The following is a 13,328-nucleotide window of genomic DNA, read 5'->3' as shown; positions in this document are numbered from 1 at the left end:
AGGTGCTGCAATGCGCAAGCTTATACATCTGTGTTATGGCGTTTTAAAACATCAGACTGCCTATCAAAGAGATTATTTAGTGGTCGAATAATCTCAAAACCTGATTGACTACCAAGACGGTATCTCACCTTTTGCAAAGGGGGACTTTTCTATGACTATGCCAACTCATCATCTTCAGGACGTGGAGTTTTACCTTCTGGTAATGGCTTTTCGCTATGCTTGTCACGAATGACAGATGGATAGGTCCAGGACGCATAACGGACCACCAGAATGGCAAAAGCCAAAATCAGAATCGAACCGGTAATAATAACCTGATCCATGCTGGCTTTGTGTGTATGCTGAATATCAGAAATCAGTAAACGGGTCAGGGCAGTAATCGCAATATAAATCAGGAACCGAACCGGCATATGATTGGTCTTGAAATAGATGCCGACCATGGCACCAAGTTCCAGATAGATAAACAGCAAAAGAATATCATCAATGGTGGCAAACTGTTTGACGGCCAAGATGTCAAATACGGTATGACCTGCGGACCAGATCACCATACAGCCAATAATGAACAGCGCAAGATAATGGAAACTTTCTACGGCAAGATTACCAAAACGGTCGAGGAGAGTTTCTATTCTTTTCACTTTAGACTCTGATTTACTCATGTTCTCCTCCTGATTTTTCATGTGAACTAACATGTGAACAGAAAAGAACTAGCAAAGATCATGCACAAAAAGAGAAAAATAAAATAAAAGTGAAATTATTCGAACTTTTGCACTTTTTTTGCACTAACTTGTTATATTGTATGAGAACTACATTGAATAAATAGGAGAAAAAAATGTTGGACAAAATTCAAACAAAAATTAGTCAATTGGAAGCAGGAAAAAAATTAATCTTGGGCACGGGGATCAAGGCTGAAGAGATGCAGAAGGTACTTGAACTGTGTGAATCTCTAGAGTCGCAAGGGGGAATTAAAATAGTGAATAAGCATTTCAATCCTAAAATAACGACGCAACCAGATACGATCTTGATTGAAAAAGTATAGTGTATAAAAAGCCCTGCAGATGCAGGGCTTTTTATATGGATTCAGGTCAAGATTAAGCTTGAGTCGTGAAGTAATCTTCAGAGAAACTCATCACTACTTCGCAACCAGCTTTCACTTTACTAATACGCAGTGCAAGTTCAGGCAAGATGCGTTGCGTGAAGTAACGCGCCAGTGCCAGTTTGTTTTGGTAGAACTCGCCATCTTTGCCTTTTGCAGCATTGGCAATGCGCGCAAACATATAAGAGAAGCTCAATAGGCCTACTGCGTGTAGATAATCAACCGCTGCAGCATTCGGGAATTCTGCATTTTCGCCAGCAGCTTCAAGCACGAATTGAGTCAATGATTCTACTTCAGTAGCTGCATCTAAAGTTGCATCTTTAATGAAGTTCAGGTCTGCATCTAACTGGTTCGCAAAGTCGCGAATTTCTTCGATGTATTCACCGATGTACGCACCGCCACATTTAATGGTTTTACGGCCGATCAAATCTTGTGACTGAACGCCGTTGGTTCCTTCGTAAATCTGTGAGATACGCAGGTCACGGATACATTGTTCCATACCCCATTCACGGATATAACCATGCCCACCAAAGACCATTTGTGCATCTAGGGTTGCCTGGAATGCAGTATCCGTCAGGTAAGCTTTTGCAATTGGTGTTAACAGCGCAACACGGTCATTGGCTTTTTTCACGGCTTCAGGATCAGTCGAGAACTTGGTGATGTCCAGTTGTTGACCTACATAGACTGCAAATGCACGAGATGCTTCATTATTCGCACGAACATTCAGCAACATACGACGTACATCACCATGTACTAAAATGCTGTCTGCCGGTTTAGCTGGTGATTGAGCACCAAGGGCACTACGACCCTGTAAACGATCTGTCGCATATTGCGCAGCATTTTGATAAGCAAATTCTGAGGCGCCTAGGCCCTGGATGCCCATAGACAGACGTTCGTAGTTCATCATCACGAACATGGCGGCCAGACCTTCATTTTCTTTGCCCACCAGGTAACCTTTGGCACCATCAAAGTTCATTACACATGTTGCAGAGGCCTTGATCCCCATTTTGTGTTCGATTGAACCAGGACCAACTGGATTACGTTCACCAATTGAACCATCTTCATTGACCAGGAACTTCGGTACGATGAACAGGGAAATACCGCGAGAGCCGGCAGGCGCATCAGGCGTTTTTGCCAGTACCAGATGAATAATGTTTTCAGCAAGATCGTGGTCACCACCCGTGATAAAGATTTTGGTACCGGTAATGCTATACGTGCCATCTTCATTACGTTCAGCTTTGGTTTTGATAATACCCAGATCAGTACCGGCATGTGGCTCAGTTAAGCACATGGTGCCTGACCATTCACCAGAATAGATTTTAGGAAGATAGGTTTCTTTTTGCTCTTGAGATGCATAGCTGTTTAAAGCCATACCTGCACCCACAGAAAGAAGCGGGTAGAGCATGAAAGATGGGTTGGTTGCAAACAGCATTTCATCAGAAAGTACGGTAAGCATTTTCGGCATTTCCTGGCCGCCCCATTCTGCATCGGCACCCAGACCGATCCAGCCACCTTCAGCATATTGTTTGAATGCTTCTTTAAAGCCAGCAGGTGTGGTGACATTGCCATTTTCATATTTTGCGCCTTCTTCATCACCGGTACGGTTCAGAGGAAGCATGACGTTTTGCGCAAACTTCGCCATTTCTTCAAGAATGGCTTCTGCTGTGGCAGTATCCAAGTGGGCAAGATTTTCATTCGCCTGCCAGAACTGTTCTGCATTGAAAACATCATTCAGGATGAATTTCATGTCAGCAAGTGGCGCGTTATAAATTGGCATAGTATGTCACCTGTTTTATTGTTTAATTGGATTGTTTTGGCTCAGTCTAAAGCATTAAAAATCTGAATGTTAGACGACTAAAGGTTAATTCTGTAACTCTTTATAAAGAAAAAGGACTGCCTGAAGATGACCGTCCTTTTTCTTATTATGCATTTAAAACTGCATCAGCTTAGAATGCGAAATGTTCAGCATCTAAAGACATAAGCGGTTCTACACCAGTTGCAATCACGTCAACGTGTGAACGAACACGTGGCAGGATTTTCTTGAAGTAGAAGCGTGCAGTCGTCAATTTAGCATTGTAGAAGTCTGCATCAGTGGTACCTGCAGCAAGAGTCTCTTGAGCAACCAGTGCCATACGAGCCCACAGGTAAGCCAGTGTTACATAACCAGAGAAGTACAGGTAATCCACTGCAGCTGCACCCACTTCTTCAGGGTTTTGCATCGCACGCATACCAATCTGCATGGTCAGGTCGCCCCATTCTTTGTTCAATGCCGCAAGCGGTTCAACAAATTCTTTCATTGCAGAATTGTCTTTGTTCGCTTCCGCAAATTTGTGGATGATCTTAGTGAAGTCTTTCAACATTGCACCTTGAGTACCCAATACTTTACGGCCTAACAGATCCAGCGCTTGAATTTCAGTGGTACCTTCGTACAGGCAGGCAATACGTGTATCACGTACGATTTGTTCCATGCCATGCTCAGAGATAAAGCCGTGACCACCGAAGACTTGAACACCATGTTTCGCAGCTTCTGAACCAGTTTCAGTCAGGAATGCTTTTGCGATTGGAGTTAATAGCGACAGGATATTGTCAGCGAACTTGCGCTCTTCTTCAGAAGTACCTTGTTCAACCACATCAGCATATTGAGCCAACAGGTAAACCAGTGCACGACCACCTTCAGCAAATGCTTTTTGAGTTAAAAGCATGTTACGTACAGCTGGATGAACAATAATTGGATCAGCTTCTTTTTCAGGTGCCTTAGGACCCGAAAGAGAACGCATTGCCAGACGGTCTTTGGCATAAGTTAAAGCGCCTTGGAACGCCGCTTCAGATGCAGACAGACCTTGTACAGCAGTACCGATACGTGCAGTGTTCATGAAGGTGAACATGCAGTTCAGACCACGGTTTTCAGGACCGATCAGGAAGCCTTTGGCGTTATCGAAGTTGATGACACAAGTTGCGTTACCATGGATCCCCATTTTGTGTTCGATTGAACCACAACGTACGCCGTTACGCTCACCGATTGAACCGTCAGCATTCAGGTTGAATTTTGGTACGATGAACAGAGAAATACCTTTAGTACCTTTAGGCGCGCCAGGCAGACGAGCAAGTACGATATGGATAATGTTCTCTGCCATGTCGTGTTCACCAGCAGAGATAAAGATTTTCTCGCCAGAGATTGCATAGCTACCATCAGTTTGTGGTTCAGCTTTAGTGCGGATGATGCCGAGGTCAGAACCTGCATGAGATTCAGTTAGACACATGGTACCTGTCCATTCACCTGAAACCAGTTTAGGCAGGTAAGCGTCTTTTTGTTCTTGAGAACCGTGGTGTTCTAAAGTACGAACTGCACCATGAGATAGACCAGGGTACATACCCCATGCCCAGTTCGCAGTACCCACCATTTCAGAAAGAGTGATACCTAAAGAATTTGGTAAGCCTTGACCGCCGTATTGCTCTTCAGCAGAAAGAGAAGGGAAGCCTAGCTCGATGTATTTTTGGTACGCTTCTTTAAAGCCAGTCGGTGTTGTTACAACGCCGTCATTCCAGGTACAACCTTCACGGTCGCCTACTTGGTTTAGAGGAGATAATTCATTTTCACAGAAGTCAGCTGCAGCTTCTAGGTACTGATCAACCAACTCACGGCTTACGTTTTCTTGAAACGCAGGAAGTTTTGCGTAATGTTCTTCAGCATTTAATAATTCGTGTAGAACGAATTGCATGTCACGTAAGGGCGCTTTGTATTGTGGCATATCGGTTTCCTCAATACTGGTTTAGACCAGCGTTATCATCCTAAATTAATTGAAACGTGCCTTCAGTGACACGTATTGCTATGAATCTAATCGTGCAACATCTTGCCCGGCCATACAAGCTTTCAGGCGGCTTTCTTGGTGACTATAAAGTCAAAGATTAATCTGCACGGAACAGTAAACATGTTGACTGCAAAGACTTTTGTAGAAATTAGCAGAACATGAATGGTCAAAAGAGGACTGAGGAGTCAGCTATAAAAAAAAGGCACCCGAAGGTGCCTGAATTTGAAGGAATAAGAAACGTAGAAGAAGATTAAGATGCAGCTTTAGTCATCTTAATGGGTGCATTCGGCTGGAAGTGCACGATACATTGACCATCAATAGTTTGAGTACCCGCTTTCACTTGAACGGCCTTGCCGTGGGTTTGACCTTTACAAGCGTTGGCAAACGCAGTTTGTAGAGCCTGACGTTCTGATAAACGCTGATCATACTGTTTAACCATTTCTGCACGTTGACTATCCGTTAATGCTTCTCCACGGTTCATACCACCTCGGAATTCACCACGCATTGGACGATGTTCACCGCGCATACTACGGAATTCACCACGTTGACCTGTGATGCCTTTATGGTCAGGTTTGAAAGAAATCTTGCATTGCCCATCAATGGTTTTATCACCCGCCTTGATTTGGACTGCACTACCTACAGCTTTACCGTCACAGGCCTGTTGAATCTGTTTATGCAATTGCATGCGTTCTGCACGAGCGGCTTTGAATTGTTCGCGTTGCTCTGGAGTGAGACGATGCTGTTTTTGACCTTCATGATGTTTCATCATACGAGAATGATCTTTCTGCTCATTCACGTTGCTCGTAGATTGACAGGCGGTCAATGCACCCATCGATAAAACACTGGCACTGATTAAGGCGATTTTTGTCATTGCTTTCATGTTTTTACCCCATTCAAGAGCTGATTCTTTTTGATGAGTAAAGATTAAATAATAAAGATGAAGAAACAATGGAGAGTTTTTTAAGTCTGTGTTCGCTACAATAATGAATATAGAGAAGAAAAACTGAGATTTTTACTTTGAAGATTCGCCGTATTCCGATTGCATTACGTCTGTTTTTGACTGTTTTATTGACCACCCTGGTAATTACCACGGTGAGTCTGGGCGTATTGCACCTGAATATGCAGCGCAACTTTACCCGCTATGTGGCGGATGTAGAAATGCAGAAGCTGGATCATGTAATCGAGAATCTGGCTGATGTCTATACGGTATATGAAGACTGGGGTAACGCCATTCAGGCGCAGATTCTGCAAATTGAAGGTGAAGCTGCACCGGATGATTATGACCGTTTATCGCGCTGGTGGTTGCGGCGTCAGTATGATATTGCCTTACAGCAGCGTTACTTTCAGGAGCAGACCTTAGCCACTGTAGCGCCTTCAAGTATGGTTGAACCAAATCTGACATCGCGTTCAGTCAATGAAGAAGAATTGCGTATTCTGGCATCTAACCTGCCTTCACAATTCCAGCCCTTTGAAGGTTTAAGATTTCCACTTAGTTCCAATCAGAACCTGTTTAGAACCGACCGTAAAGACAATAATGGCGGTCAACAGTCAGTCCAGCAGCCCACTGGCAAGAAGCAGTTCATCCAGATGCCAGATCGTCTGGGTCTAAGTTCACGCCTGTCACTCTATGATGCCAAACGGCGTTTTGTAGTAGGTGAGGCGTCAGATGAGCAGATTTCCTATCGTCCAATTATGGTTGAAAACCAGGTGGTCGGTTATCTGGGCTTGAAACCGGTTTTAGACCAAGATGATGCTTTAAGTATTAATTTCTTTAGTAATCAGAAACGTTACCTATTTTTAGTTTATGGTTTAAGTATTCTAGCCAGTCTGATTGCTGCATTATTACTAGCAACTTATTTTAAAAAACCGATTCAGCGTTTGTTGAACGGTACGCGTGAATTGACTCGCGGTAATTATCAACATCAAGTGAAAGTGAAACGTAATGATGAGCTGGGTGATCTGTCTAATGAGCTGAATCAACTGGCCGTGATTTTGGATCAGCATGAAACTTCACGCCGTCAGTGGGTAGCAGATACCTCACATGAACTGAAAACTCCGCTGGCAGTCTTGCAGGCACAAATTGAAGCGATGCAGGATGGAATCCGTAAACCGACACCAGAGCATTTTGCGTCGATGTTGGCACAGGTAACCAGCCTGAAAAAACTGACTCAGGACTTGGCAGCTCTAGCGCAGGCTGATGCCCAGCAATTACAGTTTTACTATGCAACTGTAAATCCATGGGAGGTGGTGCAGCAGGAATTAATGAACTTCCAGCCTAAATTTGAACAGGCTGATCTGAAAGTGACTATTGAAGGTGACGGTGCTGAAGTCGAGCTGGATCTGGACCGTTTCAAGCAGATTGTAGCTAACCTGCTTAGCAACAGTATCCGTTATACAGAAGCCGGTGGTCAGGTACATATCCATACCGAACAGAATGAGAAAGAATGGACTTTATATGTCGATGACAGTCCATTCGGTTTGACTGATGAGCAGCTGGCCCGCATTGGTGAGCGTTTCTATCGTGTTGATGATTCGCGTACCCGTGCCACCGGTGGGACAGGCTTGGGTCTGGCCTTATCTTGTAAAATTACTCAGGCTATGGGTGGTAGCTTAAGCTTTGCACATTCACCATTAGGTGGTTTACGATGCAAACTGAGCTTTCCTAAACAAATGAAACCATAAAGGAAAATATATTCATGAAACATATCATGCTGGTTGAAGACGAAGTCGAACTTGCCCTGTTGGTGCGAGATTATCTAGAGGCTGCTGGTTTTGAAGTCAGCGTGTTTCATGATGGGCAAGAAGCATATAACAGTTTTACCCAGCGTAAACCGAGCCTGATGATTTTGGACTTGATGGTGCCGCGTATGGATGGTCTGACCATTTGCCGTAAAGTACGTGAGCAATCAGACTTGCCGATCATTATGGTGACTGCGCGTACTGAAGAAATTGACCGTGTACTGGGCTTGAATATGGGCGCGGATGACTATATCTGCAAGCCATTTAGTCCAAAAGAACTGGTTGCCCGTGTGCAAGCCGTATTACGCCGTTTAGACCGTAAAGCTGAGCCGGAAAGCAATGACCTGTTCCGTATGGATAAATCACAACAGCGTATCTGGTACCAGCAAAAAGCCTTGAATCTGACCCCGACAGAATTCCGTTTGCTGGAGCTGTTCCTGGAGCATGTCGGCCAGGTGTATTCACGCGCACAGTTACTGGATCATATCAATCCGGACAGTTTTGACGTGGCAGACCGTGTGATTGATAGTCATATCAAAAACCTGCGTCGTAAAATTTCAGATGCGGCAGAAACCGGAAACCGTCATGAATGGATTCAGGCCGTGTATGGTGTAGGTTATCGTTTTGAATATCCTGAAGACTGATATTCGAATTCGTTAAAGAAAAGCGGATAGACTTCTTGGTTTGTTCGCTTTTTTATTTCTGAAAATAATCAATATAAGAGAGCCAAAATAATGAAAATCATCATTCGGGATGAACAGCTAGAAGATATTCCAGCCATTGCTGCATTGACTCAAGCAGCTTTTCAAAATGCTACCCATTCAAGTCATACTGAACAATTTATTGTAAATAGTTTGCGTAAACATGGGCAGTTAACGATTTCTCTAGTTGCTATAAAAAATAACCAGTTGGTAGGCCATGTGGCTATTTCACCTGTTACTATTTCTTCAGGTGAATCTGACTGGTACGGTCTTGGCCCAATTTCGGTATTACCTGCAAAACAAGGACAGGGAATCGGCACTTTACTTATGCAGGCAGCTTTAGATCGCTTGCAAAATTTGGGTGCTCATGGATGTGTAGTGCTCGGTGATCCTCAATATTATGGTCGTTTCGGATTTAAGGCTTTTCCAGAACTTTACCTAAAGGATGTTCCACCAGAATATTTTCAAGTCATTGCATTTAATGGATCTATTCCTCATGGGAAAGTGGTTTACCATAAGGCGTTTAATGCGACACAATAATTCATCAAAAACGAGCTATTTCTATTGAAAAGTTATGGAGCATTAAAAGGTAAATAACTTTTAAATAGCATCTATTATGAAATCAATTATTTGTATTTCTTTTTATCTGAGTAGATACAAAAAATAAAAGTTTAATAATTAATAACTTAAATTTATGTATTAGTTGATTAGTTGGATACCCGCTACAATTCGGTTTTTTATTCATCATGAGAGCGTGTCTTGGAGAGTGAAACACCGCAACTACAGCGCCGTTTAAAGAACCGTCATATCCAGCTGATTGCTATGGGCGGGGCCATTGGAACCGGATTATTCTTAGGGTCCGCACAGATTATTCAGTCCGCAGGACCTTCCATTATTCTGGGCTATTTGATTGGTGGTTTGATTGCATTTCTGATTATGCGCCAGTTGGGCGAGATGATTGTGCATGAGCCTGTGACTGGTTCATTCAGTTATTTTGCATTTAAATACTGGGGTAAATTTGCAGGCTTTTTAACCGGCTGGAATTACTGGATTTTATATATTCTGGTCGCAATGACAGAGCTGACCGCCATTGGCAAATATATCAATTACTGGTGGCCACATATTCCAGCCTGGGTATCTGTACTCATTTTCTTTTTGACGGTAACACTTGCCAACTTGGCTAATGTCAAAATTTATGGTGAATCTGAGTTCTGGCTATCGATGATTAAAGTCCTTGCCATTATTGCAATGATTATCTTTGGCATATATTTGCTCGTCACTGCTGATGCAACCTCAACCTCTTCGATCAGCAATTTATGGATTCATGGTGGATTTTTTCCGAATGGCTTTGATGGGCTGTTTTATATGCTCGCCTTTATGATGTTTGCCTTTGGCGGCATTGAGCTGATTAGTATGGCAGCGGCAGAAACCGAAAATCCTGATAAGAACATTCCACGTGCTGTAAATCAAACTGTGATTCGGGTATTTTTATTTTATATCTGCTCGCTTGCCGTATTACTTTCACTCGTACCATGGAATCAGCTGAATTTAGGCGATTTAGATCATAGTCCATTTGTAATGATTTTCAGCCAGATGGGGATTGAATGGGCTGCACATTTACTGAATTTCATTATTTTAACTGCTTCACTTTCAGTTTGTAATAGTGGCATGTATGCCAATAGCCGTATGTTGATGGGGCTGGCTCAACAAGGGAATGCACCGCAATTATTTAAGAGCGTGAATAAACATGGTGTGCCTGTGGCAGCGGTATTGTTTTCGGCATTTCTGATCTTTGGCTGTGTGATCCTGAATTACTTTATGCCTGAAAAAGCATTGAGTTACCTGATTTATATTGTGGTAGCAGCTGCGGTATTGAACTGGATGATGATCAGTTTGATTCATTTGAAATTTAGACAAGCCATCAAACGAAAGGGGATTCAAACCGGATTCCCAGCGATCTTTGCGCCGTTTAGCAACTATTTTGTTTTAGCTTTTATGCTGATGATTTTATATATCATGTGGACGCAAGGCTTTATGTTGTCAGTGTTGATGTTGCCTGTCTGGATTGGCTTGTTATTTGGGGTGTTTAAGTTGGTGAAGAAAGAGGCTTAAACTAGCAAATGGACTCGGATGAGTCCATTTTCATATGTATACATCTAAGCATTACTTTAATTTATGGTGAATGACTTCTTTAAACTCAGCCATAGTTTCACATTGATCAAAAATTTTAAAATATTCTAAAGCAACATTTCTAGCTTGATTAGAAATACGACTAAAATGTGCTGGGTGAGGGACTCTTAGAATTAAAATCTCGTCGTTCCAAATTTTCATGCTGAATTTATCAATAGGTTCTTTTAATAACAATCGATCATTTGAAGTAAGGTGTAATTTTTCCTCTAATTTAGGGAAATTATTGTGGTACTGCCCAACAAAAAAAATAACACGTGGTTGAGTATCTTTGATTTGCTGGGATAAATTTAGAATAGACAATTCTTGAAGATACAAGAAAATATCCTTATATGTTTTATTTTTACTTAAAGTATTGAATGAGGCTTTTTTATAGTCAAATAAATAAAAATTTAGCCATTGAATAGGTTCTTGATGATTTTGAATTTTAATTTTTTTTAGAAATTGTAAAAAACTACTATGCTTAGGTGATTGAGAGTAAAGCTCTTGATGACGACGAACACTATTTTGAATCACAGTGTCGAAATTAATATCTTCATTTAAAAAGTTACTTAATCGACTTTGCCAACCTTTTGTTTCTTGACCAACCAGCAACACCTTATTCTTTGATGAATAAAAATTTTCATCCAAGAATGGAATAAATGGATAACTTAAATGATGTAAACATTCTTTTTGTTCTGTCGGGATTTCAATTAATTTTGATCTTAAATCAATTAATGTGCTGTGTTGGTTAATCATAGTTTGAGTGATTTTTAACATCTTAATATTATTTGATTTAATCACGTTATCTTATGATTGAACAAGATAATTGTAATGGATGAGAGGCCATTTTATAAGGTTGAAGTTCCAGACTTATTTTTCTAATGTTCGTAATAAGTCAATTCGTACTTTTTCTGCTTTCTTTAATTTCAATATTACTAATTCATAAGAATCCTGTACTAGGTCCTCAACCAGAGATTCATCCAGTTGATTATCTTCATACACCGAGATCCAGTGCCGTTTATCCATATGCCAGCCTGTATGGATATAAGAATAAATATCTCGCAGCATAGCAGCATGATCAGGCGCTACTTTTAAATTAATGACAGCTTTGCCTTGAAGATAGAACTGAAGCATAAAGACTTTACCTAGCACTTTGAATACATCACAACCTTCACCGAAAGGCTGAGTCACAGTGACTTCAGGTAAACTTATCGCTATCTGTGCTGAGATTTGATGTAAGGTCATAAGTTATGAATAAATCAAAATAAAACTGTGGATAATGCTTAAATTGTCCACAGTTTTTGGTCGTCTTGTGAATAAATTAAGATGAACAACTCACCATGACTTCAGGCACATCACTTGGCAATGGCCCTAGATCTTCAGGGTGTTCCAGATCCGGCTGTTTTAAATAAGGCTGACTCAATAATTTAAACAGGCGATCGACTTCGGAAAAGTCATCCCGCTCAGCCAGTTCAATGGCTTTCTGTGCCATATGATTGCGCAGGATATAGTGTGAATTGACGAGTTGCATGGCGGCATCTAATTCTCCAGTATCCTGATGTTCGCGGATCGCTTCATATTGAGTCAGGAATGCTTCAAACTGACGGCGATCCAAACAATCATCCTTGATTGCTTCATATTCATGATTCTGCAGGCGAATAAAGCTTTGCGTATAGTCGAGTTGCTCGCTTTGTAAGATTCTGAGAAAAGCCATGGCGCAGTCAAAGCTGTCTTTGTGAAAACTCGGTAAGCCCATTTTCTGGTTTAGGCCATGCTTATAATGTTCCAGGAAGGTCGGTTCATAATGTTCCAGACATTGGGCCAGATCCTGTTTCCATTGTTCTTCATCATAGTTTTCAGGACATAATGGAATCAGGTTATTCAGCCACATCCACAAGTTCCAGTGGCCGATGCTTGGTTGCTGCTGATAAGTATAGCGACCCTGATAATCCGAGTGGTTATTAATCCAGTTGGGACGGAACCGCTCCATAAACCCATACGGGCCAAAGTCTAGCGTTGAACCGGTAATATTCAGGTTGTCAGTGTTCATGACACCATGCGCAAATCCGACCAGCTGCCATTTGGCAATCATCACTGCCGTGCGCTGAATCACTTGGGTAGCAAATGCCAGAATAGGCTGTTCTGCTTGCAGACATTGCGGGTAATGCCATTCCATACATTTTTGTGTGAATACAGGCAGCAAGTCTGGCTGATACTGATTGATCCATTCAAAATGTCCAAACCGGATATGACAGTCAGACGTCCGTAATAGCATCGCGCCCGGTTCCAGTTTTTCACGCTGTACACCTTGAGCGGAAGAGGTAAAGCCGACAGCATTACTGGATTCTACACCTAGCGCATTTAAGGCATGTCCGGCCAGATATTCCCGAATTACCGAGCGTAAGACTGCACGACCATCTCCCATACGCGAATACGGCGTTGCACCAGCACCTTTCAAATGCAGGTCAATGGTCTGGTTATCTTTATCTAGAATCTGGGCGATTAATAAACCACGTCCATCACCCAGTTGTCCTGCCCATTGTCCAAACTGATGGCCAGCATAAACCATGGCCAAAGGTTCAAACTCGGCAAAGGTTTTTTGACCACTACAGATTTCGACCCATTGTGCTTTATCTTCCTCAGACCATTGCAGTTGATCCGCAAGCGCAGCATTAAAATGTCCCGCTTTAACACCTTTTAAAGGTAGTGGGGGCTGATGATGATAAAGACGAGGAGGGAGAGTCTGATATCGGGAATTAAAGTACATGGCAGTTAAAATATTTAGGCAATAGAAGCAATATAACAAAGATCTCTGTTTAA

General features: G+C 42.1%; 12 protein-coding genes. 5 read left to right on the top strand and 7 right to left on the bottom strand.

The genetic code is table 11. The annotated features are described in order from the left end of the window. Nucleotides 1-155: 155 nt before the first annotated feature. The gene (locus FTV14_RS12610; protein ID WP_159124143.1) at nucleotides 156-653 is read right to left on the bottom strand and encodes a phosphate-starvation-inducible protein PsiE; all 498 of its coding nucleotides are present in this window, start codon (nucleotides 651-653) and stop codon (nucleotides 156-158) included. 173 nt (nucleotides 654-826) lie between these two features. Here FTV14_RS12610 and FTV14_RS12605 point away from each other — a divergent pair, with 173 nt between their 5' ends. Then, entirely contained in the window at nucleotides 827-1,033 is a 207-nt protein-coding gene (locus FTV14_RS12605) for a hypothetical protein (protein WP_125279369.1), read from the top strand. 52 nt (nucleotides 1,034-1,085) lie between these two features. Here the strand turns inward: FTV14_RS12605 and FTV14_RS12600 are convergent, their stop codons facing one another. The 3 genes from FTV14_RS12600 to FTV14_RS12590 all read right to left on the bottom strand — a co-directional run bounded on the left by FTV14_RS12600 (nucleotide 1,086) and on the right by FTV14_RS12590 (nucleotide 5,779). Further along, entirely contained in the window at nucleotides 1,086-2,867 is a 1,782-nt protein-coding gene (locus FTV14_RS12600) for an acyl-CoA dehydrogenase C-terminal domain-containing protein (protein ID WP_180053990.1), read from the bottom strand. A 169-nt stretch (nucleotides 2,868-3,036) separates the two neighbouring features. Further along, on the bottom strand, nucleotides 3,037-4,839 hold the full coding sequence (locus FTV14_RS12595; protein ID WP_180053989.1) for an acyl-CoA dehydrogenase C-terminal domain-containing protein: 1,803 nt from the start codon (nucleotides 4,837-4,839) through the stop codon (nucleotides 3,037-3,039). A gap of 310 nt (nucleotides 4,840-5,149) precedes the next feature. Next, nucleotides 5,150-5,779 (bottom strand): hypothetical protein, encoded by a 630-nt coding sequence (locus FTV14_RS12590; protein WP_159124146.1) that lies wholly within the window; start codon nucleotides 5,777-5,779, stop codon nucleotides 5,150-5,152. Nucleotides 5,780-5,916: 137 nt separating this feature from the next. On the opposite strand from FTV14_RS12590, the gene baeS reads away from it, so the two are divergent. The 4 genes from baeS to FTV14_RS12570 all read left to right on the top strand — a co-directional run bounded on the left by baeS (nucleotide 5,917) and on the right by FTV14_RS12570 (nucleotide 10,451). Then, nucleotides 5,917-7,581, top strand: a complete 1,665-nt coding sequence (gene baeS, locus FTV14_RS12585; protein ID WP_159124147.1) for a sensor histidine kinase efflux regulator BaeS — start codon at nucleotides 5,917-5,919, stop codon at nucleotides 7,579-7,581. A gap of 14 nt (nucleotides 7,582-7,595) precedes the next feature. Beyond that, the gene (locus FTV14_RS12580) at nucleotides 7,596-8,282 is read left to right on the top strand and encodes a response regulator (RefSeq protein ID WP_034704234.1); all 687 of its coding nucleotides are present in this window, start codon (nucleotides 7,596-7,598) and stop codon (nucleotides 8,280-8,282) included. A gap of 90 nt (nucleotides 8,283-8,372) precedes the next feature. Beyond that, nucleotides 8,373-8,879, top strand: coding sequence for a GNAT family N-acetyltransferase (locus FTV14_RS12575; RefSeq protein ID WP_159124148.1), 507 nt, complete (start codon nucleotides 8,373-8,375; stop codon nucleotides 8,877-8,879). Nucleotides 8,880-9,098: 219 nt separating this feature from the next. Further along, nucleotides 9,099-10,451, top strand: coding sequence for an amino acid permease (locus tag FTV14_RS12570; protein WP_180053988.1), 1,353 nt, complete (start codon nucleotides 9,099-9,101; stop codon nucleotides 10,449-10,451). Between the two features lie 51 nt (nucleotides 10,452-10,502). Here the strand turns inward: FTV14_RS12570 and FTV14_RS12565 are convergent, their stop codons facing one another. The 3 genes from FTV14_RS12565 to FTV14_RS12555 all read right to left on the bottom strand — a co-directional run bounded on the left by FTV14_RS12565 (nucleotide 10,503) and on the right by FTV14_RS12555 (nucleotide 13,275). Continuing rightward, nucleotides 10,503-11,285, bottom strand: coding sequence for a hypothetical protein (locus tag FTV14_RS12565; RefSeq protein ID WP_227607427.1), 783 nt, complete (start codon nucleotides 11,283-11,285; stop codon nucleotides 10,503-10,505). Nucleotides 11,286-11,378: 93 nt separating this feature from the next. After that, nucleotides 11,379-11,753, bottom strand: a complete 375-nt coding sequence (locus FTV14_RS12560) for an MmcQ/YjbR family DNA-binding protein (RefSeq protein WP_180053987.1) — start codon at nucleotides 11,751-11,753, stop codon at nucleotides 11,379-11,381. 76 nt (nucleotides 11,754-11,829) lie between these two features. Continuing rightward, on the bottom strand, nucleotides 11,830-13,275 hold the full coding sequence (locus FTV14_RS12555; protein ID WP_180053986.1) for a YdiU family protein: 1,446 nt from the start codon (nucleotides 13,273-13,275) through the stop codon (nucleotides 11,830-11,832). Between the last annotated feature and the right edge of the window lie 53 nt (nucleotides 13,276-13,328).

The organism is Acinetobacter sp. YH12236 (genome assembly GCF_013417645.1).
In the GTDB taxonomy this organism is placed as follows: Bacteria; Pseudomonadota; Gammaproteobacteria; order Pseudomonadales; family Moraxellaceae; genus Acinetobacter.
Note: the sequence above shows the minus strand (reverse complement) of the source record. Positions and strands in the feature narration are given on the sequence as shown.